The sequence below is a fragment of the Limnohabitans sp. T6-20 genome (genome assembly GCF_003063505.1).
Lineage (GTDB): Bacteria > Pseudomonadota > Gammaproteobacteria > Burkholderiales > Burkholderiaceae_C > Limnohabitans_A.
Genome location: NZ_NERW01000001.1, coordinates 1,182,230 through 1,208,476, shown reverse-complemented (window position 1 = coordinate 1,208,476; position 26,247 = coordinate 1,182,230). Strand labels below are relative to the sequence as shown.

Below are 26,247 nucleotides of genomic sequence, written 5' to 3'. Positions count from 1 at the left end.
GCACATGAATGGGCATGAGCTTTGAGCTTTGGGGTTTTGTGGGAGGCTGCCCCTGCAGCCGAATGCTTGCACCGCCACAGCAGCAACCTAAGGCACCGCGACTCGCTGTCAGCGAGACTTCACGCGCCGCCCCGCCACGCACTGGCCCACCGCCGCATCGCCGCGTTGCCAGCAAGGGCTGGCCGCACGGTCGTCGCGCTCGGGCACGCCGTCCATGCGGATTTGGGCCACCCGGGTGTCAAGCAGGCGCACGCCGTGCTTATCCAGCTCCAAGCGTAAAACCCAGCCACGGCGCTGGTTGGCGTTGTCGGTTTCCTTCATCACGAAGTTGCCCACGCTGTAAATGACGGGCTTGCCCTGGATGTGTTCGATGTCTTGCGTCACATGGGGGTGCCCACCGATCACGGCATCGGCCCCGGCGGCCACCATCAGGCGGGCCAGTTGGCGTTGGCGGGCGTTGGCCACCAACTCGTTCTCCCAGCCCCAATGCATGATGGGAATCACCAGATCGGCGCGGTGCACCTGACGGGCACGGCGGATGTCGTCCACCACCTGTTCATCCTCGCTCCAGGCCACCCCGGGGGCATCGTGGTCGGCTTCAAAACTGCGGGGCATGAATTCGTTGTAGCTCAAGAACGCGATCCGCAGCCCGTTGCGCTCCACCACCCAAGGTTCATGGGCGTCCGACAAATTGCGGCCGCCGCCCAGCTTGCCCAAACCCGCGTTCTGGAGCAAACCGAGCATTTCGGCAAAGGCCTCGCGACCAAAGTCACCCGAATGGTTGTTGGCCAAGGCCACCGCATCAAAATGCCTCTTGACCACGGGCAACACGCGCGGATGCGCCCGGAAGGTGAAGTTTTTGTCGCCAGCGCTTCCCGTGGTGGCCACCACACATTCCAGATTGGCGATGCGAATGTCGGCACCCGCCAACACTGCGGCAAAGTCTGCAAAAGGGTCACCGCCACGCGCAATCAAGGCACCTGGGGCGTCATCGAGCACCGTGTCACCGGCAAACACCAAGGTGACGGACTTGTCAGCGGCGCTTGCCTCTTGGGCCCACGCCAGCGCCCCCCAGCCCACCACAGCCCAAACCAGCAAGAACTTTTTCATGGTGCCAGCCCCTCCAGCGTGCAGCTGTAAATCAACTCCCGCTCCAAAGGCCCTGCGTACAAATACTGCTGACCCGTGATGGGCCAGGGCTGCGAAACGCGGGGGTAAGGTGGCAAATATTTGGCCTGATGGATCAACACCGGATGGGGTGTGGCGTCCTGGTAGGCGTACAGCAAGACGCGGCTCACGCTGGCCGCATCGCCCACCATGACGGCTTTGAACAAAAAACGCCCACCAATGTCCACAGACGGCACTGAATAGGGGTCGGCCACCGGGCGGGCCAGCACGGTGTGGGTGCTTCCGGCATAGGTCACTTGGCATGTGAGTTGGGGCTCGGCGGCCACCACGCCAGCCCAAAGGAAGGCCCCAAGGGCGCTGACCACAGTGCGCCAAGGCCGTTGAATGGATGAAGGATGCATACAAGTCATGATGGGATGTGTGCACGATTTTGCACTCTGCCCCGGGCACCCAGGTGACAGTCGGGTCATTTGGGGTGTTGGCTTGGCAAACATCACCAAGTCCCGCTAGACTGTATTCATGAAAATCATCGACTCCATCCTCACCGACGCGGCCAGCATTGCGGCCATTCGCAAAGATATTCATGCACACCCTGAGCTGTGCTTTCAGGAAGTGCGCACCGCAGATGTGGTGGCCAAGCTGCTGACCGACTGGGGCATCCCCATCCACCGCGGCATGGGCACCACAGGCGTGGTCGGCATCGTGCACGGGCGCGATGGCGGCGCTTGCGGGCGAGGTATTGGCTTGCGCGCCGACATCGACGCGCTGCCCATGCAGGAGTTCAACACCTTCGCCCACGCCAGCAAACACCAAGGCAAGATGCACGCCTGCGGCCACGACGGTCACACGGCCATGCTGCTGGCGGCTGCCAAACACTTTGCCAAGCACCGCGACTTTGACGGCACGGTGTATTTGATCTTCCAACCTGCCGAAGAAGGCGGTGGCGGTGCCCGAGAGATGATCAAGGACGGCCTGTTCGACAAGTTTCCCATGCAAGCCGTGTTCGGCATGCACAACTGGCCCGGCGCACCCGTGGGCACTTTTGCCGTGAGCGCAGGCCCGGTGATGGCGTCCAGCAACGAGTTCAAGATCACCATCCGCGGCAAAGGCAGCCATGCCGCGCTGCCACACAACGGCATCGACCCGGTGCCAATCGCCTGCCAAATGGTGCAAGGCTTTCAGACCATCATCACCCGCAACAAGAAGCCGGTGGACGCGGGCGTGATCTCGGTCACCATGATCCACGCGGGCGAAGCCACCAACGTGGTGCCCGACTTCTGTGAACTGCAGGGCACAGTGCGCACCTTCAGCATCGAAGTGCTCGACCTGATCGAGACCCGCATGAAGCAGGTGGCCGAATCGATCTGCGCCGCCTTTGAGGCGAAGTGCGAATTCGAGTTCGACCGCAACTACCCGCCCACGATCAACAGCCCAGCCGAAGCCGACTTTGCACGCCAGGTCATGTCGGGCATCGTGGGCGCAGAGCATGTCGTTGAACAGGAGCCCACCATGGGCGCCGAAGACTTTTCGTACATGCTGCAAGCCAAGCCTGGTGCCTATGTGTTCATCAGCAATGGCGACGGCGCGCACCGCGAAATGGGCCACGGCGGCGGGCCCTGCACCTTGCACAACCCGAGCTACGACTTCAACGACGACCTGATCCCGCTGGGCGGCACTTATTGGGTGGAACTCGCCACACAGTGGCTGGCCAACCCCACGCAAGCCAAATAATCCTTTTCAGGAATGCCCATGTCCGACATCCAAAACGGCTTTTCAAAAAGCTACGCGCAAGCCCGTCAAAAATTCCTGAGTGCTGCACAGGCAGCAGGTCTGACGGTTGACTCGAACATTCACCCGCTCAAAGGCCGAGACGGTGAAGAACTCGCCATGGACGTGGTCTTCGATGGTGCCCCCGATGCCCAGCGCCTGCTGGTCATCAGCAGCGCCTGCCACGGGGTGGAAGGCTACTGCGGCTCGGGCGTGCAGGTCCATGCGCTGCAAAACGCCGCCTGGCGCGCAGCGGCCAAGGCCCAAGGCGTGGCGGTGCTTTACATCCATGCGCTCAACCCGCATGGGTTCTCGCATGTGCGGCGCGTGACCCACGAAAACGTGGACATCAACCGCAACTTTCAGGACTTCTCCAAGCCCCTGCCCGAGAACGCCGCCTACAAAGAGATCCAACCCATCTTGTTGCCCGAGGTCTGGCCCCCGGATGCCGCCAACGCGGCCGCGACCACCCAGTACATCGCCGAGCGTGGCATGAAAGCCTTTCAGGCCGCCATCTCCAAAGGCCAGCACGAATTCCCCGACGGCCTTTTCTTTGGTGGTCAAGCGCCGACCTGGAGCAACCTGACGCTGCGCAAGGTGCTGCAAAAGTACGGCCAACGGTGCCAAAAACTGGCCTGGATCGACCTGCACACAGGCTTGGGCCCCAGTGGTCTCGGTGAGCGCATTTTTGCCTGTGCTGACGACGCGGCCGCCTACACCCGGGCCAAGGCCTGGTGGGGCCAAGGCGTCACCTCGATTTACGACGGCTCATCCACCTCCCCCATGCTCACGGGCCTCATGTGGATGTCGGCCTATCAGGAATGCCCACAAGCCGAATACACCGGCATTGCCATGGAATACGGCACGCAAACCCAAGACAAGGTCATGTACGCACTGCGCGGTGACCATTGGCTGCACCTGCATCCCGAGGCACCAGAGGCCCTGCGCCAGCAAATCAAGCAGAACCTAATGGACGCCTTTTATGTCGACACCAACGAATGGCGCACCCAAATCGTGGACCAGGCCATGGAGTCGATGCACCAAGCGGTCACCGGCCTGAACAGCTGAATGAGCACCACACCTCGCGTTTTGGTGCTGGGCGGCACTGGCTTTGTCGGCCGCCATGTGTGCGAGCAGCTGGCCCGTCTGGGCTGGCAGACCACGGTGCCCACGCGCCGGGCCGTCAACGCGGCCAGCGTGCAAAGCCTGCCAGGCCTGACGGTGCTTGAAGCCTCGGTGCACAGCGAAGCCGATCTGGCCCGCCTGATGCCCGGCCACGATGCGGTGGTGAATCTGGTGGCGGTGCTGCACGGCGACGAAGACCGCTTTGAGAACGTGCATGTGGACTTGCCCGGCAAAATCGCCAGCGCCATGAAAAAAGCGGGTGTGCAGCGGCTGGTGCATGTGAGTGCGCTGGGTGCCGATGCGCAAGGCTCCTCGATGTACCAACGCAGCAAGGCACGCGGCGAAACGGTGCTGCAAGGCGCTGGCCTGCAACTCACGATGCTGCGCCCCAGCGTGATCTTTGGTGCTGAAGACAAATTCCTCAACCTGTTTGCCGACCTGCAGGCCATCGCGCCCTTCATGCCCTTGGCGGGCAGCGGCACACGCTTTGCGCCGGTGTGGGTGGCCGACGTGGCCCACGCCGTGGTGGCTTGCCTGCAAAAGCCGGACACCATCGGTCAGACGTATGAGCTGTGCGGGCCAGACGTCATGACCCTGGGCGAGCTGGTGCAGCGCGCTGGCCAGTGGGCAGGCGTGAACCACGGCCGGGGCCGCCCGATCATCCCCCTGCCCCACTGGGTGGGTTGGTTGCAGGCGCTCGCGATGGAAATGGCTCCCGGCGAGCCGCTGATGAGCCGGGACAACCTGGCGTCCATGAAGGTGGACAACATCGCCACGGGTCAACACCCCGGCCTGGCCGCATTGGGCATCAGTGCCGCATCGGCCGCTGGCGTGGCACCCACCTATCTGGGCCACCGCGGCCCGCGCAGTCGCCTGAACGGCTGGCGCGCTCGCGCCGGACGCTGACTTGACCTGCACCTGAGCAGGGTAGTCGTCTCTTGTTTTGCATGCGGCCTGAAAGGGGCCGTCCCCTCTTGTGGGAGGCCGCCCCTGCGGCCGAATGCAGGCCATGGCGCTTGCACACATTCACGAGCAGGGGCTCGCCCCCACAAGACTGCGGGCAGCCCTGCACCGATCCCCGTTAACATCTCTTTTCTCAACGGGAGAAAACAATGATCCAGCTCTACATCGCCAACAAAAATTACTCGTCCTGGTCCATGCGCCCCTGGGTGCTGCTGCGCCAAGCCGGCATCGCCTTTGAAGAGATCTATGTCCGCTTTGACAGCTTCGCGCCCAACTCGCAATTCAAGGCCAGCCTCAAGGCCGTGAACCCCGTGGGCAAAGTGCCTGTGCTGTTGCATGACGGCCTGGCGGTGTGGGACACGCTGGCCATCGCTGAATATGTGGCCGAGCAATTCCCCGACAAGCAGCTCTGGCCGCAAGACCGCGCCGCCCGAGCCCGCGCACGCAGCATCTGCGCCGAAATGCACAGCGGCTTCACAGGCCTGCGCAGCGCTTGCCCGATGAACATCGAAGCGCATCTGCCCGAGATCGGTGCTTTGGCCCTGCGCGACAAGCCTGCCGTGCGCGCCGACCTGGAGCGCATCTGCAGCCTGTGGAGCGGCCTGCTCAAGGAACACGGCGGCCCCCTGCTGTTTGGCGACTTCAGCGTGGCCGACGCCTACTTTGCACCGGTGGTGATGCGCCTGAAAACCTACGCCCTGCCCGTGCCTGCCGATGTGGCCGCCTACATGGAACGCGTGTGCGCCCTGCCCGGCGTGAAAGCTTGGATCGATGACGCGCTGGCCGAGCAGGACTTCATCGACTTTGAAGAGCCCTTCCGGGTGGCTCGCTGAGCCAAGCGACTGCGATGAAAGTCTTTGTCGTCGGCGGTGCGGTGCGCGATGCCCTGATGGGCCAAAGCGTCAACGACCGCGACTGGGTGGTGGTGGGCAGCACGCCCGAGGCCATGACCGCGCAGGGCTATGTGCCCGTGGGCAAGGACTTTCCGGTGTTTTTGCACCCGCAGACCCGCGAGGAATATGCGCTGGCCCGCACCGAGCGCAAAACCGCCCGGGGCTACAAAGGTTTTGCGGTGCAGGCCGACCCCAGCGTCACGCTTGAAGAAGACCTGGCCCGGCGTGACCTCACGGTGAACGCCATGGCCGTGCCCGAGGCGCTGGCCCATGCCGCGCCCGGCGCATGGGCAGGCCAGATCGTGGACCCTTATGGCGGCCAGGCTGATCTGAAGAACAAGGTGCTGCGTCATGTGACCGAGGCCTTTGCCGAAGACCCGGTGCGCATCCTGCGCGTGGCGCGTTTTGCGGCACGCTTTGCCGACTTCAGCGTGGCCCATGAAACCATGGCGCTGATGCGCCAGATGGTGGAAGACGGCGAAGTGGACCACCTGGTGCCCGAGCGCGTCTGGCAGGAACTGGCCAAAGGCCTCATGAGCGAGCGGCCCTCGCGCATGTTCGGGGTGCTGCGCGAATGCGGTGCCCTGCGCGTGCTGCTGCCCGAGCTGGACCGCCTGTGGGGCGTGCCCCAACGCGCCGAATACCACCCCGAGGTGGACACGGGCGTGCACATGATGCTGGTGACGGACATGGCCGCCCGGCTGAACACGCCGCTTTCGGTGCGCGTGGCTTGTTTGTTCCACGACCTGGGCAAAGGCAACACACCGGCCGATGTGCTACCTCGTCACATCGGGCACGAAGGCCGCAGCGTCAAGCTCTTGCAAAAGGTGTGCGAACGCTTGCGCGTGCCGACCGACTGCAAGGAACTGGCCGAAGTGGTGGCGCGTGAGCACGGCAACATCCACCGCAGTGCCGAGCTGAACGCCGAAGCCCTGATGCGCTTGCTGGAACGCTGCGATGCGATCCGCCAGCCCGAGCGCTTTGCGCGGGTGCTGCAAGCGTGCGAGTGCGATGCGCGGGGACGATTGGGGTTTGATGAGGCGGCTTACCCGCAGGCCGGGCGTTTGCTCCAAGCGCAACAAGCCGCCTTGTCGGTCGAGACCGCGCCCATCGCGCAGGCAGCGGCGGCTCAGGGCCTCCAAGGCCCACAAATTGGCGCACAGATCACCCAAGCCCGCATCCAGGCCATTGCGGAGGCCGCGCTGTAATTCGGCCTTTGTGGGAGCGAGCCCCTGCTCGCGAATGTGTGTTGTGGCTGTGCAGGCCTTCGGCTGCAGGGGCAGCCTCCCACAAAACCAAAGCCTCCATTGCCGCAGACTCCGACCGGCTTGACAGCCTCAAAGGTGCGAACGGGTCCAGTCGGCGATGTCTTGCGCCGTGCGAAAAGCACCGGCCTGACGGGCGACTTCCTTGCCGCCAACAAACAAGGCGAGTGTGGGGATGCTGCGGATGTTGAAGCGGGCGGCGATGGCCTGCGCGTCTTCGGTGTTGAGTTTGGCCACGCGCACTTGGGGCTCCAGCAAGCTGGCAGCTTGCTCATAGGCCGGAGCCATCATGCGGCAGGGGCCGCACCAGGGCGCCCAAAAATCCACCAACACAGGCACATGGCTGCGGCCAATGTGCTTGTCAAAGCTGGCTGCATCCAGCGCCAGCGGGTGTCCGTCAAACAAGGCTTGGTGGCATTGTCCGCAATCGGCGGCATTGCGCATGTCGGCCACACGCACCCGGTTGGTGGTGTGGCAGTGCGGACAAACAATGTGCAAGGCTTCGGCTGAAACGGTCATGAATTCCCCTGTGTTGAAAACCACTTGGGGACAATGCTCTGCGATTCAAGAGCCTTGCGCGTTGACTCAGGTCAACGTGAGGATCAACGAGCGGGCGGACGGCGGGGTGCCATGGGGGCACGGCCAGCCAGGTGACGGAAGCTGATGCGGCCTTTGCTCAGGTCATAAGGCGACAGTTCCAGCGTCACGCGGTCACCCGCCAGAATGCGGATGTGGTTCTTGCGCATCTTGCCCGCGGAATAGGCGATCAATTGGTGGCCGTTGTCCAGCGTCACGCGAAAACGCGTATCGGGCAAGACTTCGTTCACCACGCCCATCAGTTCAATCAGTTCTTCTTTAGCCATTTAAAACGTCTTTCTCAAAGCAGGATCGGTTTGGTGGTCTGGCGCTCTACCCACAACATGCCTTCATCGAGGGCGTATTGGCTGGCGGCGGCAGGGGTTGCAAATTCAGGCACAAAGCGCATCACGCGGTCGGTGCTGGCGCTGCCGCGGCCACTGGCCACGGACACTTGAGCGCCAAATGCGCCATTGGGCAAAGCCCTGGAGCACGGTTGAATTCGGAATTTTCCCATGGAGATGGGTTGGTGTGAACAGTAATGAATGGTCATGTATTTTAACTAACGGGGTCTTGCCGCTTTGTTGGCCTCTTGGGGCATTACAGCGGCTAGGGTATTGGCATGTCCTGGTGCCAAAAAACGCCCCCGATGTGCAGACCCTGGGGTCTGCCACAGAACATCACCGTGCAGAGGTGCGTCAAAAGGAAGCAAAAAATCGTCTGTGCCAGCTCAGTCTAAGAGCATGGCGGGCGATGTGCACAGTGGAGGACAAGACTGGCATCCCTCTGCCGGGATGCGCTATCGGCTCTGGGAGAGCGAGATGGGCATAAGTCGCCATTGGCGTGCTGCACTGTAACACGTTCGCAGTTTTGATGCTTTTTGTTGCCTACGGACGGCTCACAGCCACCGGGCGATGGCTGCAGCCAGCATGCTCAGCAGCAAGGTGCTGGTGATGGGAATGAACCACTCGCGCCCGAACAGCCGAAACCGGAAATCCCCCGGCAATCGGCCAAAGCCCAGCTTTTGCAACCAGGGCTGCAGGCCGCTGAAGATGATCAGGGCCAGCAAAACAACGATCAGCCAACGCAGCATGGTTTGCCTTTGGTTGGTGCACCGCTCACAGGCGGTGTGATCGGTCGCCCCGGGCAAAGCCCTGCGCCGCCCAATCAGGCGATGTGGCGAACCCGACCACTTTGAACAATTCGCCCATTTCATGCTCATTGACCAGGCGCTGCGCTTGGCTGCGTTCGGCCAGACTGGCCTGGGCCATGCGCTCGGCCAGACCCAAGTTGAGCAAGAACCAGGCTTGGCTGGTGTAACCCAGCACCTCGAGTCCGGCGTTTTGCGCGGCCAGCGCCACCCCCGTGAAATTGACGTGGGCCGTGATGTCTTTTTGGCCCACGGCCACCAGCGGGTTGTCGTCGGCCTGGTGCAGCTGGTGGCACATGACGGTGCCCATGTGGCGCTGGGGGTGAAAGTATTCGCCCTCGGGAAAGCCATAGTCCAGAAAAAACGCCGCTCCGCCCTGGCCTGCCAGCAAGCGTTCAGCCAGGCTGGCCACAAAAGCCTCGGCTTGGGGGTGGATTTCGGTCAAATAGTCCTGCTCGCCTTCGATGTCCACCGGTGGTCGCAGCTCGGTCAGGCGGTCTTGCCAGGCAAAGCCATCCGCATCACTGACCACCCCGCGCTCGTGCCAGACGCCTTGCGTGCGCTGTAAGAGTTGCACCGGCATGGCGTCCAGCACCTCGTTGCCCACCACAACGCCCTCGATGGCGTCGGGCCAGGCGTCGAGCCAGCGCACTTTGCCCGCGTATTTCAGCAAGGTGTCGGCCTGCCGGGCGCGCAAGGTGCCCGACAAATCGATGATCGTGTAACGGTTCACCGCATCGCCCAGGCTGTCCAGCAGCTGCAAGGCCAGGGCCCCGGTTCCGGCACCGAACTCCCACACCTCTTGGGTGCCGGTGGCCTGCAGCGCCTCTTGCACCTGCACGGCCAGGGTTTGGCCAAACAGCGGGGACATGCCCGGCGCGGTCACAAAATCGCTGCCCGAAGAAGGCATGGCCCCGAACTTTTGCAGAGCGTTGGTGTAGTAACCCAAGCCCAGCTCGTACAGAGCCATGGCCATGAAACGGTCAAACGGTAGCCAGCCACCGGCCTGCGCAATGGCCTGATGGATGCGTTGGGTCAATTCGGAAGGGGGGATGAGATTCGGCGTGGTCACGCGGCGATTGTCGCCGAAGGTGTTCAGGGGTTTGCCGGGGCACCGGGCTCCAAATCCATGGCTTGCCCGATAATTCAGCCCTTTGTCACCCTTTGATGTGCCTGCGCAGTCCATCTGCGCCCCTCTTTCATGAAACAAGTTCTGGTCACCGGAGGCGCTCACCGCCTGGGCGCAGAGATCGTTCGCCAATTCGCGGCGGCGGGCTGGCGCGTGTGGTGCCATTACCAACGCTCTGAATCAGCGGCGCAAGCCCTGCAAACCGAGCTGCGCAACACAGGCGCTGAGGTCGAGCTGGTCCATGCCGACTTGGGCCAAAGCTCAGACGTTGAACGCATGCTGGCTGCGATCACCCAAAGCCATGGCCCGCTCGATTGTCTGGTCAACAACGCCTCGCTGTTCGAGCCCGACACCGGCACCGAGATGGACTTGCCCGGCGCCCGCCAGCAACTGGAGGTGAACCTGATCGCCCCGCTGACCTTGGCCTCGCACATGGCCCGGCAAAACGCACCCCAGGCCAAGCCCGGCCAGCGCAGCGTGATCCACATCCTGGACCAGAAGGTGTTCAACCTGAACCCGGACTATTTTTCGTACACAGTGTCCAAACTGGCGCTGGAGCGCTCGGTGGCCCTGCAGGCGCAAGCCCTGGCCCCTTTGCGGGTGTGCGGCGTGGCGCCGGGCCTGATGTTTTTGAGCGGCCCGCAGACGCAGGACAACTTTGACCGCGCCAGCCGCGTGAACCTGATGCGCGAGCCGATCGACCCGGCGCAGGTGGCGGCTACCTGCCTGTTTCTGGCGCAAAACCCCTGCATCACCGGCACCACCGTGTGTGTGGACAACGGCCAGCATCTGGTGCCGCTGGAGCGGGATGTGATGTTTTTGGCAGACACGAAAGCAAACTCATGAGCGATGTTCTCAGCCAACTGGCCCTGACCTGCCGCCGCCTGTTTTTGCGCAACCACACGGTGGACGTGCGCATCGGCGCGCACGACTTTGAAAAACTCGGCCCCCAACGCATCGTCTTCAACGTCGAGTTGTTCGTGCCTTACAGCGCGTCCACCCCCACGCAAGACGATCTGGCCGAAGTGGTGGACTACGACTTCATCCGCGAGGTGATCGCCAGGCGCGTGGCCCAGGGCCACATCGTGCTGCAAGAGACCTTGTGCGACGACCTGATGCGCGAGCTGATCGCGCACCCGCAGGTGCAGGCGGTGCGCCTGTCGAGCTGCAAACCCGATGTGTACCCGGACTGCGAAGCCGTCGGGGTTGAAATTTTCCAAATCAAACCCGCGCCATGAAAACACCCGCAGGACACCAAACCCTGGAGCTGACCGGTTTGCGCTTTGACGCCAACCTGGGCATCCTCGAACACGAAAAAACCGACCCGCAACCGATCCAGGTCGATGCCGAACTGAACCTGGGCACACAGCCCCTGCTGCCCAGCGACGACGACATCAACCATGTGCTGGACTACCGCAAGGTGCGCAAAATCATCATCGACGAATGCACGGCCGAGCACATCAACCTGTTGGAAACGCTGATCGGCAAACTCTCGAACCGCCTGATGCAGTTGCCCGGCGTGCTGGGCGTGCGCGTCAAGATTGCCAAACTTGAAATTTTTGAAGACTGCGAAGTGGCCATTCGCATGGAAACCGGACAGTGGTGAACATGAACACAACAACTGAAAACACTTGGGTGGATGCCGAAGCCGAAGCCAGCGCAGCGGCGGCCAAGGCCGTCAAGATCGAGCGCGAAACCCACAAGCTCGAAAAACGTCTGTGCCGCCAAATGGGCCAGGCCATCAGCGACTTCAACCTGATCGAAGCGGGCGACCGCATCATGGTCTGCATGTCCGGCGGCAAAGACAGCTACGGCATGCTCGACATCCTGCTCAAGATGAAGGCCCGCGCCCCGGTCGACTTCGAGCTGGTCGCGGTCAACCTGGACCAAAAGCAGCCGGGCTTTCCGGACCACATCCTGCCCGCTTACCTGAAAGAGCTGGGGGTGGAGTACCACATCGAAACCCAAGACACGTATTCGATCGTGAAAGACAAGATCCCCGAAGGCAAGACCATGTGCAGCCTGTGCTCGCGCCTGCGCCGGGGCATTTTGTACCGCGTGGCGCGTGAGCTCAAATGCAACAAGTTGGCGCTCGGTCACCACCGCGACGACATGTTGCAAACCTTCTTTTTGAACATGTTCTTTGGCGGCAAGCTCAAGGGCATGCCCCCCAAGCTGGTCAGCGACAACGGCGAGTTCATGGTGATCCGCCCGCTGGCCTATGTGGCCGAGTCCGATCTGATCCGTTGGGCAGAGCACCGACAGTTCCCCATCATCCCGTGCACACTGTGTGGCAGCCAGGAAAACCTGCAACGCCTGCAAGTGGGCAACATGCTGCGCGAGTGGCAAAAGAAGCACCCCGGCCGCATTGAAAACATGTTTGCGGCCTTGCAAAATGTGGTGCCCTCGCATTTGATGGACGCCAAGTTGCACGGTTTCAAAGACCTCAAGATCACCGGCATCGAGTCGGACGATGGCGACAAGGCTTTTGACGAAGAGACGTTTTCCGAACCCGGCTTGCCCGGCATTCAAGTGATCTCGATGTAACCCCTCTAGGGAGGTGTGTGATGACGACAAAATCGATGCGGCGTTGGGCATGTTTGCTGGGTGCGTTGGCACTGAGTGGGCTGACCGGTTGCGCCTCGATGCGCATCATTGACAGCGACGTGGTGTCGGTGGCAGCCGTGCCGCCCGGCATGAGCCTGCAGGGTGCGAAATACCGCTTTGAGCGCCTGCCGTCCCAAGTCAACAACCCCGAAGCCGGGCTGGCCAAACAACAAGCCCAAGCCGCCATGAGCGCCGTGGGCTTGGTGCGCGACGACGCTGGCGCGCAACTGAGCGTGTTGGTCGGTTTTGCTGGCACCCAGTATCTGGCAGACCCATGGGGTCGCCCACTGCCACCGGGCTGGACGCCCTACGGCAACGTCTACATGGGCAATGGCTTGGGACCGCATATCGGCTTGGGCATGGGCATGCGCTTCCCCCCGCCCACGCATTACCACCGGGAGGTGAGCCTGATCATGCGGGACCTGAAAACAGGCCAAGTGGTCTACGAAACCCGCGCTGTGCACGATGGCCCTTGGCGAGACAACACTACCATTTTTGCCACGCTGTTTCAGGCCGCACTGGCCAACTTTCCCAACCCACCCACAGGCCTGCGCCGGGTGAACATTGAGCTGCCGCGCTGAACCAAGGATTTCATGGACGCCACTCGCATTCTGGCCATTCGCCACGGAGAAACCGCCTGGAATGTGGCCACCCGCATTCAGGGGCATCTGGACATTCCACTCAACGACGCCGGATTGCGTCAGGCAGACCATCTGGCACAGGCCTTGGCCCAGCGTGACGCAGTGAATGCGATTTATGCCAGCGACCTGTCTCGGGCACACACCACGGCCGGCGCCATTGCAAAGGCCATGGGGCAACAAGTGACGGCGCACAGCGGTCTGCGCGAGCGGCACTTTGGCGAGTTTCAAGGCCGGACCTTTGCCGAGATCGAGGCCGAGCTGCCGGACCATGCCTTTCAATGGCGCAAACGGGTCCCGGATTGGACACCTCCTGGCGGTGGTGAATCTTTGGTGGCGCTGCGCGAACGCATCCTGAAGACCGTCGATGAACTGGCTGCGCAACACACCGGGCAGCAAATCGTGCTGGTCGCTCACGGTGGTGTTTTGGACATCCTGTACCGCGCCGCCACCCGGCTCGACCTGCAAGCCCCACGCACTTGGCAACTGACCAACACAGCCGTCAACCGCCTGCTGTGGACGCCACAAGGGCTGTCCTTGGTGGGCTGGGGCGATACCTCGCACTTGGACGCACTGGGCAAGGATGAAACGACTACCTGAATTTGTAAGCGCTCATGCCTTCAAATCGAATCAGTCATTTCGGGGAACTTCGCATTCGCGAGCGGAGGCTTGATCTCTCAACTATCAAAAAGAGACTGTCTTAGTCGCCCCTGCAAAACTCTTGCAACCATAGATTATGGGCAAGTCCGTATTGCGCAGGCAGTAATGCTCCCCATTTTGGATTTGCTTGTCGAGATTGTTGGAGTAAATCGTTTCAATCGATTTCAGATTGTTTTTGATTTTCTTGCGCATGCTTTCAATTTAGCTGGCTCTGACCAACCATCCTCGAAAAACATTCGTTTTGCCCGACATAGTAATGGCTAGCCGTCGAAATCATTAGAATTCAAGGTTGACGTTTGAATACAAAATCCCCAATCAGACTGGAGTTCTCCCAAGGAATTTGTTCGCCTTTAGTTTCTGCCATCACCTTGCGACGTACATCTTTCAGCACCTGCTCCACAGGTAAATTGGGTGTTTGTATTGATCGCAAAAGACTTTTGGTGAACGGGCTGTTTCGCTGACCTTTGGGGCCATCTGATGCCACCTTGCCAGGCGAAGTGGAATACACCAGCAATGTACCACTGGGTGCGTCCATTCGCCCCAAGCCACTGATGGAACTTCGCCATTGGCGCGATACTGGATTGTCACGGCAAGCGTCCAAAATAACGATATTGACACGCTGCGTATTTCTTCCCTTGGTGTCTCCAAGCATAGCCAACCACTGTTGCGCGTCGTATGCTTGGTCTTCGAGTTCATATTCACGCGCTACATCAGCGTCAACCGGAATCACAAAGTTTTTGCCTTTAGCTTCTACAGCATGACCCGCGTAAAAAATTAGCGCAACATCAGCAGAAGCAACGGAACTTTCAAAACCCCGAGTGGCCTCGCGCATTTTTCGGAGGTTCGCATTTTGCACGGTGGTCACCTGAAAACCCAGACCCTTTAAGGTCGCCGAGATGTCGACAGCATCATTAATGGGGTTAGCAAGTGGGGCGTTTTTGTAATCAGCATTGCCTAAAACCAGTGCAACTCTGCGCTCGGCTTGCACAAAGTTTCCGTTTTCCCAATGACCCTGCAATTCCACCGCGCCGCTTGAGTCGTACTTAATCCCCTGGCCGTTCTGCTTGTCGTCCTTGAACTCCCCAACGAACTTGCTGCCATTGGCATAGATCTTTGCACCTCGCCCGTTAAGCTTGCCGCTTTTGAACTCTCCCTCATCCTTGTCGCCATTAGTGAAGAAGTAAGTTCCTTGGCCGTTAAGCTCGTCGTCCTTGAACTCCCCCACATACTTGTCGCCGTTTTTCCAAGTATGTGTACCTCGACCGTTCTGCTTGCCGTCCTTGAACGCTCCCACGTACTTGCTGCCATTGGCATAGATCTTTGTGCCTGGCCCGTGAGGCTGGTTATCCTTGAACTCTCCTACGTACTCGCTGCCGTTGCTTAACGTCAATATTCCTTGAGTAGGGTTACCATCCTTGAACTCTCCTACGTACTTGTTGCCATTGGCATAGGTGTAAGTTCCTTGGCCGTGAAAACGATCATCTCTGAACTCGCCTACATACTTGTTGCCGTTGAATAAGGTGAATGTTCCTTGGCCGTGAAAATTACCGTCCTTGAACTCTCCTACGTACTTGTTGCCATTGGCATAGGTGTAAGTTCCTTGGCCGTGAAAATTGCCATCCTTGAACTCCCCTACGTACTTGGTGCCGTCGGCATAGGTGTAAATTCCTTGGCCGTGAAAATTGCCATCCTTGAACTCCCCTACGTACTTGGTATCCTTATTGCTCAAGATAACACCAAAACAATTATGAAATACTGAACCTGTCTGGCAAGCAGGCATTTGCAACTGCGCCACCGCGCTAATCGGCAGTAAACTAATTACCAAATAAATAAAAAGAATTCGCATTATTTAAATCCGCTCACCAAACGACTTGGGCGGCGTGACGCCCAAATGCTTGAACGCTGCCAGCGTGGCCATGCGACCGCGTGGGGTGCGCTGCAAATAACCCTGCTGAATCAGATACGGCTCAATCACGTCCTCGATGGTGTCGCGCTCTTCGCCAATGCTGGCCGCGATGTTGTCCAGGCCCACCGGGCCGCCGTCAAAGCGGTGGATCACGGCTTCGAGCAGTTTGCGGTCCATCAGGTCAAAGCCTTCGGGGTCCACATCCAGCATGGTCAGGGCTTTTTGCGCAATGCCTTTGTGGATGGTGCCGTCGCCTTTGACGTCGGCATAGTCGCGCACCCGGCGCAGCAGGCGGTTGGCAATGCGCGGCGTGCCGCGTGAGCGGCGGGCGATCTCGAACGAACCTTCCGGGTCAATCGGGGCCTTGAGCAGGCCGCTGCTGCGCGTCACGATGCGCGAGAGTTCCTCGGGCGTGTAGAACTCTAGGCGCGAGACGATGCCAAAACGGTCACGCAGCGGGTTGGTCAGCATGCCGGCGCGGGTGGTCGCACCCACCAATGTGAAGGGCTGCAAATCGAGCTTGATGCTGCGCGCAGCAGGCCCTTCGCCGATCATGATGTCGATCTGGTAGTCCTCCAACGCGGGGTAGAGAATTTCTTCGACCACAGGCGAGAGGCGGTGGATCTCGTCGATGAAGAGCACATCGTTGCGCTCGAGATTGGTGAGCAGCGCCGCCAGGTCTTTGGGTTTTTCCAGCACTGGGCCGCTGGTCTGGCGCAGGTTCACGCCCAGCTCGGCCGCGATGATGTGGCTCAACGTGGTCTTGCCCAAACCCGGTGGGCCAAACAGCAGCACATGGTCCAGCGGCTCTTCGCGCATCTTGGCGGCGCTGATGAAAATCTCCAGCTGCTCGCGCACCTTGACCTGGCCCACGTATTCGTCGAGCAGCTTGGGGCGCAAGGCGCGTTCAATGGCTTCTTCTTGATGGGACACAGGGGCCGCAGAAATGACCCGGGGTTCGGGCTGGGGGGCAAAGTCGTCGGTGCGGATGCTCATGGCTCAGTTCGTCTTCATTTGTTCAAGGCTTTGAGCGCCAGCTTGATGCCCTCGCTCACGCCCACATCAGCAGGCAAGCTCTTGAGCGCGGCGGCAGCTTCCTTGTCGCTGTAACCCAGCGCAAGCAAGGCTTGCTGGATGTCGCTTTGCGCGTCGCTGTTGTTCACGGCAAACAAGCCGCCCAGGTCACCGCCCAGCTTGCCCTTGAGTTCGAGCAGCAAACGCTCGGCGGTCTTTTTGCCGATGCCCGGCACCTTGACCAGACGGCCCACCTCTTGCGTGGTGATGGCCTGCGCCAGATCGGACACGCTCATGCCCGACAGCACGCTTAAAGCAGTGCGGGGGCCAACGCCGGAAATTTTGATGAGCTGGCGAAAGGCTTCACGCTCGGCCAGGGTGGCAAAGCCGTAGAGGATTTGCGCGTCCTCGCGCACCACAAAGTGCGTGACCAGACTGACTTTTTCGCCGGTGGCGGGGAGATTGTAAAAAGTGCTCATCGGCACATTGACCTCGTAGCCCACGCCATGGCAGTCCACGATCACCTCGGGTGGGTTTTTGTCGCTCAGGATGCCGGTGAGTTTGCCAATCATGGAGGGCCTTTGGTTTGCATGGATATGGAGGAGAATCGGGGCTCCTTGGCTTGCAAATCACCCAGCGAAACCACCCACGGACAGGATTATCCCCTTGATCGTCAGACACACCTTCATCCCGCACAACAATACCCGCTTGTCCCACCTGTGCGGGCCCATGGACGCGCACCTGCGCACCATCGAGGCGGGCTTGCAAGTGAGCATTGCACACCGCCACGAACAGTTCAAGGTGGACGGCCCCAAGGCCGTGGCCATGCGGGCCATGGAAATTTTGCAAGCGATTTACGAGCGGGCCGACCGCCCGATCGCGACCGACATGGTGCAGCTCATGCTGGTGGGCGACAGCGGAGGCGAAGAGGCAGACTTGCCCGCCCTGCAAACCCGCCGCACCGACCTGAAGGCCCGCACCCCCGTGCAAGCGGCCTATCTGGAGAGCATTGCCAGCCACGACATCACCTTTGGCATTGGCCCGGCGGGCACAGGCAAGACCTATCTGGCTGTGGCCTGCGCGGTGGACGCGCTGGAGCGCGCCAGCGTGCAGCGCATTGTGCTGACGCGACCGGCCGTGGAAGCCGGTGAGCGGCTGGGCTTTTTGCCCGGCGACCTGTCACAAAAAGTCGACCCGTATCTGCGCCCACTCTACGACGCACTTTACGACCTGATGGGCTACGACAAGGTGCAAAAAGCCTTTGAGCGCAACGCCATCGAGATCGCGCCGCTGGCTTTCATGCGCGGACGCACCCTGAACAACGCCTTTGTGATTCTGGACGAAGCACAAAACACCAGCACCGAACAAATGAAGATGTTCCTGACCCGCATTGGCTTTGGCGCCAAAGCAGTGGTCACAGGCGATGTGAGCCAGATTGACTTGCCCAAGGGGCAACTGAGCGGTCTGATCGACGCCGAGCGGGTGTTGAAGCGCGTCAAGGGCATTGCCTTCACGCGCTTTTCGAGTGCCGACGTGGTGCGCCACCCGCTGGTGGCTCGCATTGTGGACGCCTACGACGCACAAGGCAGTGCCGCGCTGCGCGCGGGCATCACCACCCGCCGCAAGCCCTTGCCGACCGACGATTGAACCCTGATTGAAGAACGCCCCATGGCCTTGAAACAACTCCAACTGTCCCTGCAATTTGGCGACATCCCTTACGCCGCACGACACCGCGCCGCCCTGCCCCGCCATGCGGTGACGCGCGCGATTCGCCACGCTTTGGTGGACGATGCAGAAATCACCGTCCGCATCGTCGGTGAGGACGAGGGGCGTGAGCTCAACAAAAGTTACCGCAAGAAGGATTACGCCACCAACGTGCTGACCTTTGACTATGCGCAAGAGCCGGTGGTGATGGCCGATCTGGTGCTGTGTGCTCCGGTGGTGGCCCGCGAAGCCAAAGAACAAGGCAAGACTTTGGCCGCGCATTACGCGCATTTGTTGGTGCACGGCACCCTTCACGCGCAGGGCTGGGACCACGAGACCAGCACGGCCGATGCTGAGGAGATGGAGGCCTACGAAGTTGCGATCTTGGCGGGGTTGGGGTTGAAGAACCCTTACCTGTGACTGTGTGAGGTTCCGGTTTGGGTAGGGCCGGATTCCTCATGACGGGGTACCGAAAATCGTCACCCGGCCCTACCCAAACCGAAACCGTTGTGCTCTGAAGCACGCTGATTTTTTTCAAGACCACCTAGGTGAATGGGGCGATGCGGCGGGCGCCGATTTTCGGTACCCCGTCATGAGGCGCCCGCCGCATCGCCCCATTCACCGCTCTCAGAAAAAAATCAGAGCAACCGAACCTTCACACTCTTGCCCTTGATCTTGCCGTGTGACAACTGCACCTCGACTTTTTTGGCCAATGCAGCCTGTACCGCGACATAGGTCGAAAATTCGTTCACATTGATCTTGCCGACCTGCTCACGGGTCAGACCGCATTCGCCCGCCAGCGCACCCATCACATCGCCAGCGCGGATTTTTTCCTTCCGTCCGCCCACAATTTGCAGGGTGCGCATGGGGGGCTGCAATGGTCCGCCTGCGGCTGGGGTCAGACCAGACAAGGGCTCCCACTTCGATTCACGGCCCTGCATCACCTCGATCTTGCCGACCGAGCCCATCTCGTCCATGCTGGCCAGCGTCAAGGCCAGACCTTCGGCATCGCCACGGCCGGTGCGGCCAATGCGGTGGATGTGGATTTCTGCATCGGGCGTCACGTCCACGTTGATCACCGCTTCGAGCCCTTCCACATCCAGCCCGCGCGAGGCCACATCGGTGGCCACCAGCACCGAGCAGCTGCGGTTGGCAAACTGAACCAGCACTTGGTCGCGCTCGCGCTGCTCCAGCTCGCCAAACAGCGCCAGCGCGCTGTAGCCCTGGGCCTGCAAAACCGCCACCAGGTCGCGGCACTGCTGCTTGGTGTTGCAAAACGCCAGCGTCCGCTCAGGGCGGAAGTGCGCCAACAGTTTGGACACAGCGTCCAGCCGCTGGCTTTCGCTCACTTCGTAATAAATTTGGCGAATTTTGTGCGCGCTGTGCTGGGCCTCGACCTTGACGGTCTGGGGCGCACGCATGAACTGCGACGCCAGCTTGGCAATGCCTTCAGGGTAAGTGGCCGAAAACAACAGGGTCTGGCGATCTTTGGCGCACTGGCGCACCACTTTGGCGATGTCGTCAAAAAAGCCCATGTCCAGCATGCGGTCGGCTTCGTCCAGCACCAGGGTGTTCACGCCCGCCAAACTCAGCGAGCCGCGTTCCAGGTGATCCAGGATGCGGCCGGGCGTGCCCACCACCACATCGGCACCGTGCTCCAGGCTCACCGTCTGGCCTCTCAAAGCCACGCCGCCGCACAGGGTGACAACTTTCACGTTTTGCCGGGCACGGGCCAGACGGCGAATTTCCTGCGTCACCTGGTCGGCCAGTTCGCGCGTGGGGCACAGGATCACGGCTTGAATGGCGGCGCTGGGTGAACCGGCGCTTTGCAAGCGCTCGATCAGGGGCAAGCCAAAGGCGGCTGTTTTGCCGCTGCCGGTGCTGGCCTGGGCAATCAGGTCCTGCCCTGCCAACGTGAGTGGCAAGCTGGCCGCCTGGATAGGCGTCATCTGGGTGTAGCCCAGTTGTTCGAGGTTTTGGAGCGTGGCGGGGGCCAGCGCGAGCTGATCAAAGCGAGTCGATGTCGCGGCGGGAGAAGTTGCAGTCATCCGGGGATTATCGTTCTCCGGACAACGGCGCTTCACCGCCCGGAATCGCGATAAAAGCCAACCGAGTAGCCGCCCACCATCTCGCGCCCCTGGCTGGTGGTCACGATGGTCTTGCCATCCGGGCTGACGGCCAAGCCGACAGTGAACGGGTCCACCTCGCTGCGCGCGACCACAGACCACGAAGCCAGATCGACTTTGACCAGTCGCGCATCGTTGTTGATGGCGGCATACAGACTGCGCTGATCCGGGCTCAACTCGATGGTTCGAACCCCCATGCCCACGCTCAGACTGCGGCCACCGGGCCCTGCGACGCGCTGCGCGTCAGCCTTTTTGAGGGCCTGCACCACGGCTGCGAGGTCGTAACGCCCCACCAGCCCACTTTGGTTGCCGCTGACATACAGCGTCCGACCATCGTGGCTGATCACCACATGCCGGGGATTGGGCACGATGTCGGTCACGGTACCCAGGTAACGCCCTGTGGCGGCCTCGAAACCAGCCACACCTCCGCCGCCCATGCGGGCCACCAGCACGGTCTGCCCGTCTGGCGTGTAGACCGTGCCGCGCAAACAAAAGCCGCAATTGCTGTCTCGGTTGCCTTTGATGCCTTCGGTTGGCAGTTTGCGCTCCACCACCCAGTGCCCGCTGTAGCGGAAGTCACGCGGATGGTCTGCACTGATGTCCAGAACCCCCAAGGTGTTGTCGCCCCAATGTGTCACCACCGCCTGACGGGAATCGGGGGAAATGGCCACATATTTGGGCAAAGGGCCCGTAGGCATGACACGCACCACTTTGTCGGTTTGCATGTCAATGATGGCCAATGCCGAGGGCGACGAGGCATTGAGGTCAAAGCTGCGGCGGTAATAGGGCACCCAAAGGTATTTGCCGTTGTGCGACATCGCCATTTCGACGGGCTTGCCCAGGAAATGGTTGTACTGTCCCGACTTGCCATGGAAATAGGGGTAGCCGAAAACCGTGGTTTCGTTCTGGAAGAGCGCGGCGTCGGCCGGGCCAAAGGTGTGGTCAATCGACTTCAGCGGCTGCAGCTCTGGAAAGCTGTAAACCAGCGTTTGCCCACCTTCCAGTGCATTGATGTAAAGCTTCTTGCCGTCTTGCGAGAACATCGCGGACTTGGGGGATTGAATCCGCACGTCATAGATGTCCTGGGGGGCATTGGTCTTGCCCAGCGCCTGGATACGCCCCACGCGAACCAATGACTCTTGCGCCTGCGCGCCAAACACCCACAACATGCCGGCAATACACCCGGTCCAAAAAAGTTTTTTCATTTTGAAGAACTCACAAAAATCAGCCATCCATTGTTTGCTCAAGCCCCGGAGGCGCGCAACGTCATGGGGATTGTCACCGGGCCATCATTGACCAAAGCGACCTTCATGTCGGCTGCGAAACGCCCGGTCTGAACCACCGCATGCAACTGCTGTGCGCGGGCCACGAAGTGGTCATAAAGTCGCCGACCTTCTTCGGGTGCAGCAGCCGCCGAAAAACCCGGACGGGTCCCCGAAGCCACATCTGCAGCCAAAGTGAACTGGCTGACCACCAGCAACCCACCCTGCACGTCCTGCACGCTCAAATTCATCTTGCCAGCGTCGTCACCGAAGATGCGCAGCTTGAGGATCTTGGCGAGCATTTTGTCGGCCACATCATCGGTATCGCCCTTTTCTGCGCACAACAGCACCAGCAAGCCCGCGCCAATCTGGCCGATCACGGTGCCATCCACCCGCACGCTGGCTTCGCTCACGCGCTGCAAAACCGCAATCATTTCAAATCCCGGGCATCGTGAAAATGCGCTTCCACATCGCTGGGCAAAAGTTGGATGGTGGCGCGCAATCCGGGCACCTCGCTCATCAAGGCTTGCTCGACGCTGCCGCGCAATGCCGCCGCGCGCCCCAATGTCCAGCTCGCAGGCATGTGCATGTGCACATCGACAAAACGCCGCTGCCCGGCTTTGCGGGTGTGCAGGTGGTCAAAGCGGATGATTTCCACTTCGCCTCGTTGGTGTGCGAAACCATCCAGCACTTTTTGCACTTCGGCCAAAACCTCAGGCTCCAGTGCTTCGTCCATCAACCCTTGTGAAGACACCCAAATCAGGTGCCAGCCTTCCTTCAGGATGTTCAGGGCCACGGCAATGGCCACCAGCGCGTCCAGCCACAACCAGCCGGTCACGCTGACCAAAGCGATGCCCATCACCACGCCGGCTGACGTCCAGACATCGGTCACCAGATGCAGGGCGTCCGCCTCCAGCGCCAGCGAGCGGTGCTGTTTGGCAGCGCGAAACATCAGCCAGGCCAACAAGCCGTTCAGGGCCGAACTGCCCACCGACAAAGCCAAGCCCAAACCCACTTGTTCTATGGGTTGCGGGTCAAAAATGCGATGGGCGGCGGCCCAAATGATGCCCAAAGCGGCCACCAAAATGAGAATGCCCTCAAAACCCGAAGAAAAATATTCCGCTTTGTGGTGCCCGTAAGGGTGGTCGTCATCGGCAGGCATAGCCGCCACGGTGACCATCATCAAACCAAAAATCGCGCTGGCCAGGTTCACCAGTGACTCCATGGCGTCCGACAGCAGGCCGACCGAGTCGGTCAACCACCAAGCCAGCGTTTTCAGGCCAATCGTGATCAACGCCACCACCACAGAGGCCCACAACATGCGGGTGGGTGTCATCCAGGAATCAAATCTTTTCATGGTTTCAGCATACCCCGTCGCGATGAACTGGGGATGAACATGGAGCCCTCATGCCTGCCGCTCAGGCCAGCGTGACTTTGGCAAACTTGCGCTTGCCAACTTGCACAATGTAAGTGCCCGCTTCGAGCTTGAGCCCCTTATCGCTGACCACACTGGAGTCCACGCGCACGCCGCCGCCATCAACCAGACGACCGGCTTCGGTGGTGGAGGGGGCCAGCCCGGCCGCTTTGAGCAAAGCGCCAATGCCCATGGGTGCGCCCGACAGGGTCACTTCAGGGATGTCATCGGGCACGCCGCCCTTGCTGCGGTTGATGAAATCCTGCTCGGCCGCATCGGCCGCAGCTGCGCTGTGAAACCGCGCCGTGATCTCTTTGGCCAACATGACTTTGACGTCTTTGGGATTGCGGCCGCCTTCGACTTCTTTCTTGAGCGCCTCGATCTCGGCCATGGACTTGAAGGACAACAAGGTGAACCAGCGCCACATCAACACATCGGAAATGCTCAGCACCTTGGCAAACATGGTGTTGGGCTCTTCGGCAATGCCGATGTAGTTGTTCTTGGACTTGGACATCTTGTCCACGCCGTCCAGACCTTCGAGCAGCGGCATGGTCAAGATGCATTGCTGTTCCTGACCGTATTCGGCTTGCAGGTGACGGCCCATAAGCAGGTTGAACTTCTGGTCTGTGCCGCCCAACTCGAGGTCAGACTTGAGCGCCACCGAGTCATAGCCCTGCATCAAGGGGTACAAAAACTCGTGCACGCTGATGGGCGTACCCGCATGGAAGCGGTCATGGAAGTCGTTGCGCTCCATCATGCGGGCCACGGTGTACTTGGAGGCCAGCTGAATCATGCCCATGGAGCCCAGAGGCAGGCTCCATTCGCTGTTGTAGCGGATCTCGGTTTTGGCCGGGTCCAGCACCATGCTGGCCTGTTTGTAATAAGTTTCGGCGTTGAGCTTGATTTGCTCGGGCGTGAGTGGCGGGCGGGTGCTGTTGCGGCCCGAAGGATCGCCAATCAGGCTGGTGAAGTCGCCAATCAAAAAGATGACCTGGTGCCCCAGATCCTGCAGCTGGCGCATCTTGTTGAGCACCACGGTGTGCCCGATGTGGATGTCGGGTGCCGTCGGATCCAAGCCCAGTTTGATGCGCAAGGGCACACCGGTGGCTTCGGATTTGGCCAGCTTTTGCAGCCAATCTTCCTTGGGAATCAGCTCCTCGCAGCCCCGCAAGGTGACTTCCAAAGCGTTACGGGTCTTGTCCGTGACCGGGAATTTTGTAACAAGCGCTTGATTCATAAGGGTTTTTTCTAAAGTCAGATGGGTACAGACCGGTACAATGGCCCATTTTGTCCAAGTCGTCCATTTTAGGGGCGGCCTGACTGTGCCCATCGCAACACCTCATCGCAAGATGCATGAGGCAAGTGAAACACCCCGAATTGATGCAATTTCTCTCTTCCATCCAGTCCCGACTGGTCTCCCTGTTCATTGGCTTTCTGTTCCTGTGCACCGCTGTGCTGGGTGCAGTGCTGATCGCCACCCAACGCGTGCTCGCGTGGCTGGATGGGCAACATCCTCAATTGACCCGCGTGCTTCAAACGGTGGTCCGCTGGTTGAGCCGACACCCCAAAACCATCAGCACAACACTCGCTTCCGTTTTGTTGGCCGGCGGTGGGGGGGCATTTGCCATTGCCAATTTGGGGCCGGACATTTCCAAGCAGCCGATTGTCACGGTGACGGTGCCCGTCGAAATTGACAAACTGCAAGAACAGGCGAAATCGCTCGACCTGGTCGACATCAGCCTCACGCGCACCGACAGCACACGGGCATCGGACACGCCCGAAAGTTTGTTGCGTCGCCTGGGCCTGGTCGACCCGCAAGCTGCGGCTTTTTTGCGCAACAACCCGTTGGTCAAGCAAGCCTTGAAACAAGCTGGCAGATCGGTCTTGGCAGACGCAGACAGCCAACAACACTTGCGCCAACTGAGTGTTCGCTGGCTGAACAACGAAACAGACACCTTTTTCCAGCGCCTGGTCGTCAAGCGCACGCCACAAGGCCTGCAAGCGGCCCTGGAAACATCGCCCATGAACACCAGCATCCGCATGACGGGTGGTACGGTGGCCAGCTCCCTGTATGACGCCGCCGACGAAGCCCGACTGCCAGATGCCGTCATTGGTCAGCTGACCCAGATTTTTTCAAACCAGATCGACTTTCACCGCACCCTGCGCAAGGGCGCACGGTTCTCTGTGGTCTATGAAGTTCTGGAAGCCGATGGCGAGCCCGTTCGGACCGGCCGTGTGTTGACCGCCGAGTTCAACAACGACAACAAGACTTACCAAGCCGTCTGGCATCAAGAACCCGGTCAAAAAGGCAACTATTACAGCCTGGACGGTAAAAGCCTGAGCCGCGCCTACCTGGCATCGCCCGTGGCTTTCTCACGCAAGACCAGCGGCTTCAGCATGCGTTTGCATCCCATCTTCCAGACCATGAAAGCCCACTTGGGTGTGGACTATGCAGCCCCGACCGGCACACCCGCGCAAACCGTGGGCGATGGCGTGGTCGAATTTGCGGGCGTTCAAGGCGGGTTCGGCAATGTGGTGATCGTTCGCCATGGCGGCAACCACTCCACGGTTTATGCCCACCTCAGTCGCATTCTGGTTCGCAATGGCCAAAGCGTGCAAAAAGGTCAAACGATTGGTGCCGTAGGCACCACAGGTTGGTCCACCGGCCCACACCTGCACTTTGAGTTCCGTGTCAACGGGGTGCACATGGACCCTGACAAGGTCATTCAGCAAGCCCAAAGCACGCCCCTCAGCCCCTCGGCCATGGCGCGTTTCAGATCCACGGCTGCAGAAGCCCGAGCACAGCTCGAAGCCGCAGCGCAAATGCGCGAAGGCGCAGCGCAGTGATTTCCAAGGGCCGCAAGGCCCTTTTTTGATGCTTTGCCGCTGGGCATCGACCGCCAAGCAAACCACGCCATCT

Annotated in this window: 30 protein-coding genes; 14 read left to right on the top strand and 16 right to left on the bottom strand. The window is 60.5% G+C overall.

Going from position 1 to position 26,247, the window contains the following annotated elements:
• Positions 1-108: 108 nt before the first annotated feature.
• Complete coding sequence (locus B9Z33_RS05820; protein ID WP_108285966.1) at positions 109-1,110, bottom strand: CapA family protein; 1,002 nt, start codon at positions 1,108-1,110, stop codon at positions 109-111.
• Positions 1,107-1,529: a hypothetical protein gene (locus B9Z33_RS05815; RefSeq protein WP_233252738.1), complete on the bottom strand. Its 423-nt coding sequence runs from the start codon at positions 1,527-1,529 to the stop codon at positions 1,107-1,109. Before B9Z33_RS05815 ends, B9Z33_RS05820 begins: the two co-directional genes overlap by 4 nt.
• 118 nt (positions 1,530-1,647) lie before the next feature.
• Here B9Z33_RS05815 and B9Z33_RS05810 point away from each other — a divergent pair, with 118 nt between their 5' ends.
• The 5 genes from B9Z33_RS05810 to B9Z33_RS05790 all read left to right on the top strand — a co-directional run bounded on the left by B9Z33_RS05810 (position 1,648) and on the right by B9Z33_RS05790 (position 7,084).
• Complete coding sequence (locus tag B9Z33_RS05810; protein WP_108285964.1) at positions 1,648-2,859, top strand: M20 aminoacylase family protein; 1,212 nt, start codon at positions 1,648-1,650, stop codon at positions 2,857-2,859.
• Positions 2,860-2,877: 18 nt separating this feature from the next.
• Positions 2,878-3,963, top strand: coding sequence for a M14 family metallopeptidase (locus B9Z33_RS05805; protein WP_108286188.1), 1,086 nt, complete (start codon positions 2,878-2,880; stop codon positions 3,961-3,963).
• The gene (locus B9Z33_RS05800) at positions 3,964-4,926 is read left to right on the top strand and encodes a complex I NDUFA9 subunit family protein (RefSeq protein ID WP_108285963.1); all 963 of its coding nucleotides are present in this window, start codon (positions 3,964-3,966) and stop codon (positions 4,924-4,926) included.
• Between the two features lie 206 nt (positions 4,927-5,132).
• Complete coding sequence (locus B9Z33_RS05795; RefSeq protein WP_108285962.1) at positions 5,133-5,816, top strand: glutathione S-transferase family protein; 684 nt, start codon at positions 5,133-5,135, stop codon at positions 5,814-5,816.
• Between the two features lie 14 nt (positions 5,817-5,830).
• Positions 5,831-7,084, top strand: a complete 1,254-nt coding sequence (locus tag B9Z33_RS05790) for a multifunctional CCA addition/repair protein (RefSeq protein ID WP_108285961.1) — start codon at positions 5,831-5,833, stop codon at positions 7,082-7,084.
• 129 nt (positions 7,085-7,213) lie between these two features.
• Here the strand turns inward: B9Z33_RS05790 and trxC are convergent, their stop codons facing one another.
• From trxC to B9Z33_RS05765, 5 genes are all read right to left on the bottom strand, one after another.
• A complete protein-coding gene (gene trxC / locus B9Z33_RS05785) occupies positions 7,214-7,660 on the bottom strand; it encodes a thioredoxin TrxC (protein WP_108285960.1) in 447 nt (148 codons plus the stop codon).
• Positions 7,661-7,743: 83 nt separating this feature from the next.
• Positions 7,744-8,004 (bottom strand): translation initiation factor IF-1, encoded by a 261-nt coding sequence (gene infA / locus B9Z33_RS05780; RefSeq protein ID WP_019426546.1) that lies wholly within the window; start codon positions 8,002-8,004, stop codon positions 7,744-7,746.
• A 14-nt stretch (positions 8,005-8,018) separates the two neighbouring features.
• Positions 8,019-8,234: a hypothetical protein gene (locus tag B9Z33_RS05775; protein WP_231624533.1), complete on the bottom strand. Its 216-nt coding sequence runs from the start codon at positions 8,232-8,234 to the stop codon at positions 8,019-8,021.
• A 381-nt stretch (positions 8,235-8,615) separates the two neighbouring features.
• On the bottom strand, positions 8,616-8,810 hold the full coding sequence (locus B9Z33_RS05770) for a DUF2905 domain-containing protein (protein ID WP_108285959.1): 195 nt from the start codon (positions 8,808-8,810) through the stop codon (positions 8,616-8,618).
• A gap of 25 nt (positions 8,811-8,835) precedes the next feature.
• Entirely contained in the window at positions 8,836-9,939 is a 1,104-nt protein-coding gene (locus B9Z33_RS05765) for a class I SAM-dependent methyltransferase (protein WP_233252737.1), read from the bottom strand.
• A gap of 129 nt (positions 9,940-10,068) precedes the next feature.
• On the opposite strand from B9Z33_RS05765, the gene B9Z33_RS05760 reads away from it, so the two are divergent.
• The 6 genes from B9Z33_RS05760 to B9Z33_RS05735 are packed head-to-tail and all read left to right on the top strand — an operon-like array spanning position 10,069 to position 13,841.
• Positions 10,069-10,842: an SDR family oxidoreductase gene (locus tag B9Z33_RS05760; protein ID WP_108285957.1), complete on the top strand. Its 774-nt coding sequence runs from the start codon at positions 10,069-10,071 to the stop codon at positions 10,840-10,842.
• Positions 10,839-11,234 (top strand): dihydroneopterin aldolase, encoded by a 396-nt coding sequence (locus tag B9Z33_RS05755; RefSeq protein ID WP_108285956.1) that lies wholly within the window; start codon positions 10,839-10,841, stop codon positions 11,232-11,234. Before B9Z33_RS05760 ends, B9Z33_RS05755 begins: the two co-directional genes overlap by 4 nt.
• Positions 11,231-11,602: a dihydroneopterin aldolase gene (locus tag B9Z33_RS05750; RefSeq protein WP_108285955.1), complete on the top strand. Its 372-nt coding sequence runs from the start codon at positions 11,231-11,233 to the stop codon at positions 11,600-11,602. Before B9Z33_RS05755 ends, B9Z33_RS05750 begins: the two co-directional genes overlap by 4 nt.
• Positions 11,603-11,604: 2 nt before the next feature.
• On the top strand, positions 11,605-12,543 hold the full coding sequence (gene ttcA / locus B9Z33_RS05745) for a tRNA 2-thiocytidine(32) synthetase TtcA (RefSeq protein ID WP_108285954.1): 939 nt from the start codon (positions 11,605-11,607) through the stop codon (positions 12,541-12,543).
• A 20-nt stretch (positions 12,544-12,563) separates the two neighbouring features.
• Positions 12,564-13,184 (top strand): DUF4136 domain-containing protein, encoded by a 621-nt coding sequence (locus B9Z33_RS05740; protein ID WP_233252736.1) that lies wholly within the window; start codon positions 12,564-12,566, stop codon positions 13,182-13,184.
• Between the two features lie 12 nt (positions 13,185-13,196).
• The gene (locus B9Z33_RS05735; protein WP_108285953.1) at positions 13,197-13,841 is read left to right on the top strand and encodes a histidine phosphatase family protein; all 645 of its coding nucleotides are present in this window, start codon (positions 13,197-13,199) and stop codon (positions 13,839-13,841) included.
• Positions 13,842-13,925: 84 nt separating this feature from the next.
• Here B9Z33_RS05735 and B9Z33_RS15515 read toward each other — a convergent pair whose 3' ends face one another.
• The 4 genes from B9Z33_RS15515 to ruvA form a co-directional block, all read right to left on the bottom strand.
• Entirely contained in the window at positions 13,926-14,093 is a 168-nt protein-coding gene (locus tag B9Z33_RS15515) for a hypothetical protein (protein ID WP_158270180.1), read from the bottom strand.
• A 91-nt stretch (positions 14,094-14,184) separates the two neighbouring features.
• Positions 14,185-15,747 carry a caspase family protein gene (locus tag B9Z33_RS15510; RefSeq protein ID WP_158270179.1) on the bottom strand — a complete coding sequence of 521 codons (1,563 nt, stop codon included), beginning with the start codon at positions 15,745-15,747 and terminating at the stop codon, positions 14,185-14,187.
• A gap of 3 nt (positions 15,748-15,750) precedes the next feature.
• Positions 15,751-16,803, bottom strand: coding sequence for a Holliday junction branch migration DNA helicase RuvB (gene ruvB, locus B9Z33_RS05725; RefSeq protein ID WP_108285952.1), 1,053 nt, complete (start codon positions 16,801-16,803; stop codon positions 15,751-15,753).
• A gap of 14 nt (positions 16,804-16,817) precedes the next feature.
• Positions 16,818-17,393 carry a Holliday junction branch migration protein RuvA gene (gene ruvA / locus B9Z33_RS05720; RefSeq protein WP_108285951.1) on the bottom strand — a complete coding sequence of 192 codons (576 nt, stop codon included), beginning with the start codon at positions 17,391-17,393 and terminating at the stop codon, positions 16,818-16,820.
• A 94-nt stretch (positions 17,394-17,487) separates the two neighbouring features.
• Between ruvA and B9Z33_RS05715 the strand changes: the two genes are divergently transcribed.
• Together B9Z33_RS05715 and ybeY are read left to right on the top strand one after the other, a co-directional pair.
• Positions 17,488-18,468: a PhoH family protein gene (locus B9Z33_RS05715; RefSeq protein ID WP_108285950.1), complete on the top strand. Its 981-nt coding sequence runs from the start codon at positions 17,488-17,490 to the stop codon at positions 18,466-18,468.
• A gap of 21 nt (positions 18,469-18,489) precedes the next feature.
• Positions 18,490-18,945: an rRNA maturation RNase YbeY gene (gene ybeY / locus B9Z33_RS05710; protein WP_108285949.1), complete on the top strand. Its 456-nt coding sequence runs from the start codon at positions 18,490-18,492 to the stop codon at positions 18,943-18,945.
• Positions 18,946-19,163: 218 nt separating this feature from the next.
• Here the strand turns inward: ybeY and dbpA are convergent, their stop codons facing one another.
• From dbpA to tyrS, 5 genes are all read right to left on the bottom strand, one after another.
• Complete coding sequence (gene dbpA, locus B9Z33_RS05705) at positions 19,164-20,573, bottom strand: ATP-dependent RNA helicase DbpA (protein WP_108285948.1); 1,410 nt, start codon at positions 20,571-20,573, stop codon at positions 19,164-19,166.
• Positions 20,574-20,605: 32 nt separating this feature from the next.
• Positions 20,606-21,856: a YncE family protein gene (locus B9Z33_RS05700; protein WP_158270178.1), complete on the bottom strand. Its 1,251-nt coding sequence runs from the start codon at positions 21,854-21,856 to the stop codon at positions 20,606-20,608.
• A gap of 38 nt (positions 21,857-21,894) precedes the next feature.
• Entirely contained in the window at positions 21,895-22,347 is a 453-nt protein-coding gene (dtd, locus tag B9Z33_RS05695) for a D-aminoacyl-tRNA deacylase (RefSeq protein WP_108285946.1), read from the bottom strand.
• A complete protein-coding gene (locus B9Z33_RS05690) occupies positions 22,344-23,270 on the bottom strand; it encodes a cation diffusion facilitator family transporter (RefSeq protein WP_108285945.1) in 927 nt (308 codons plus the stop codon). Before B9Z33_RS05690 ends, dtd begins: the two co-directional genes overlap by 4 nt.
• A 61-nt stretch (positions 23,271-23,331) precedes the next feature.
• Complete coding sequence (gene tyrS, locus B9Z33_RS05685; protein ID WP_108285944.1) at positions 23,332-24,564, bottom strand: tyrosine--tRNA ligase; 1,233 nt, start codon at positions 24,562-24,564, stop codon at positions 23,332-23,334.
• A gap of 143 nt (positions 24,565-24,707) precedes the next feature.
• Between tyrS and B9Z33_RS05680 the strand changes: the two genes are divergently transcribed.
• Positions 24,708-26,174, top strand: a complete 1,467-nt coding sequence (locus tag B9Z33_RS05680) for a M23 family metallopeptidase (protein ID WP_108286186.1) — start codon at positions 24,708-24,710, stop codon at positions 26,172-26,174.
• The last annotated feature ends 73 nt before the right edge of the window (positions 26,175-26,247 follow it).

What these genes read in the sequence shown, in the direction of transcription:
- B9Z33_RS05820 (WP_108285966.1), bottom strand. Translation starts at nt 1,110, where the DNA reads ATGAAAAAGTTCTTGCTGGTTTGGGCTGTGGTGGGCTGGGGGGCGCTG.
- B9Z33_RS05815 (WP_233252738.1), bottom strand. Translation starts at nt 1,529, where the DNA reads ATGCATCCTTCATCCATTCAACGGCCTTGGCGCACTGTGGTCAGCGCC.
- B9Z33_RS05810 (WP_108285964.1), top strand. Translation starts at nt 1,648, where the DNA reads ATGAAAATCATCGACTCCATCCTCACCGACGCGGCCAGCATTGCGGCC.
- B9Z33_RS05805 (WP_108286188.1), top strand. Translation starts at nt 2,878, where the DNA reads ATGTCCGACATCCAAAACGGCTTTTCAAAAAGCTACGCGCAAGCCCGT.
- B9Z33_RS05800 (WP_108285963.1), top strand. Translation starts at nt 3,964, where the DNA reads ATGAGCACCACACCTCGCGTTTTGGTGCTGGGCGGCACTGGCTTTGTC.
- B9Z33_RS05795 (WP_108285962.1), top strand. Translation starts at nt 5,133, where the DNA reads ATGATCCAGCTCTACATCGCCAACAAAAATTACTCGTCCTGGTCCATG.
- B9Z33_RS05790 (WP_108285961.1), top strand. Translation starts at nt 5,831, where the DNA reads ATGAAAGTCTTTGTCGTCGGCGGTGCGGTGCGCGATGCCCTGATGGGC.
- trxC (WP_108285960.1), bottom strand. Translation starts at nt 7,660, where the DNA reads ATGACCGTTTCAGCCGAAGCCTTGCACATTGTTTGTCCGCACTGCCAC.
- infA (WP_019426546.1), bottom strand. Translation starts at nt 8,004, where the DNA reads ATGGCTAAAGAAGAACTGATTGAACTGATGGGCGTGGTGAACGAAGTC.
- B9Z33_RS05775 (WP_231624533.1), bottom strand. Translation starts at nt 8,234, where the DNA reads ATGGGAAAATTCCGAATTCAACCGTGCTCCAGGGCTTTGCCCAATGGC.
- B9Z33_RS05770 (WP_108285959.1), bottom strand. Translation starts at nt 8,810, where the DNA reads ATGCTGCGTTGGCTGATCGTTGTTTTGCTGGCCCTGATCATCTTCAGC.
- B9Z33_RS05760 (WP_108285957.1), top strand. Translation starts at nt 10,069, where the DNA reads ATGAAACAAGTTCTGGTCACCGGAGGCGCTCACCGCCTGGGCGCAGAG.
- B9Z33_RS05755 (WP_108285956.1), top strand. Translation starts at nt 10,839, where the DNA reads ATGAGCGATGTTCTCAGCCAACTGGCCCTGACCTGCCGCCGCCTGTTT.
- B9Z33_RS05750 (WP_108285955.1), top strand. Translation starts at nt 11,231, where the DNA reads ATGAAAACACCCGCAGGACACCAAACCCTGGAGCTGACCGGTTTGCGC.
- ttcA (WP_108285954.1), top strand. Translation starts at nt 11,605, where the DNA reads ATGAACACAACAACTGAAAACACTTGGGTGGATGCCGAAGCCGAAGCC.
- B9Z33_RS05740 (WP_233252736.1), top strand. Translation starts at nt 12,564, where the DNA reads ATGACGACAAAATCGATGCGGCGTTGGGCATGTTTGCTGGGTGCGTTG.
- B9Z33_RS05735 (WP_108285953.1), top strand. Translation starts at nt 13,197, where the DNA reads ATGGACGCCACTCGCATTCTGGCCATTCGCCACGGAGAAACCGCCTGG.
- B9Z33_RS15515 (WP_158270180.1), bottom strand. Translation starts at nt 14,093, where the DNA reads ATGCGCAAGAAAATCAAAAACAATCTGAAATCGATTGAAACGATTTAC.
- B9Z33_RS15510 (WP_158270179.1), bottom strand. Translation starts at nt 15,747, where the DNA reads ATGCGAATTCTTTTTATTTATTTGGTAATTAGTTTACTGCCGATTAGC.
- ruvB (WP_108285952.1), bottom strand. Translation starts at nt 16,803, where the DNA reads ATGAGCATCCGCACCGACGACTTTGCCCCCCAGCCCGAACCCCGGGTC.
- ruvA (WP_108285951.1), bottom strand. Translation starts at nt 17,393, where the DNA reads ATGATTGGCAAACTCACCGGCATCCTGAGCGACAAAAACCCACCCGAG.
- ybeY (WP_108285949.1), top strand. Translation starts at nt 18,490, where the DNA reads ATGGCCTTGAAACAACTCCAACTGTCCCTGCAATTTGGCGACATCCCT.
- dbpA (WP_108285948.1), bottom strand. Translation starts at nt 20,573, where the DNA reads ATGACTGCAACTTCTCCCGCCGCGACATCGACTCGCTTTGATCAGCTC.
- B9Z33_RS05700 (WP_158270178.1), bottom strand. Translation starts at nt 21,856, where the DNA reads ATGAAAAAACTTTTTTGGACCGGGTGTATTGCCGGCATGTTGTGGGTG.
- dtd (WP_108285946.1), bottom strand. Translation starts at nt 22,347, where the DNA reads ATGATTGCGGTTTTGCAGCGCGTGAGCGAAGCCAGCGTGCGGGTGGAT.
- B9Z33_RS05690 (WP_108285945.1), bottom strand. Translation starts at nt 23,270, where the DNA reads ATGAAAAGATTTGATTCCTGGATGACACCCACCCGCATGTTGTGGGCC.
- tyrS (WP_108285944.1), bottom strand. Translation starts at nt 24,564, where the DNA reads ATGAATCAAGCGCTTGTTACAAAATTCCCGGTCACGGACAAGACCCGT.
- B9Z33_RS05680 (WP_108286186.1), top strand. Translation starts at nt 24,708, where the DNA reads ATGCAATTTCTCTCTTCCATCCAGTCCCGACTGGTCTCCCTGTTCATT.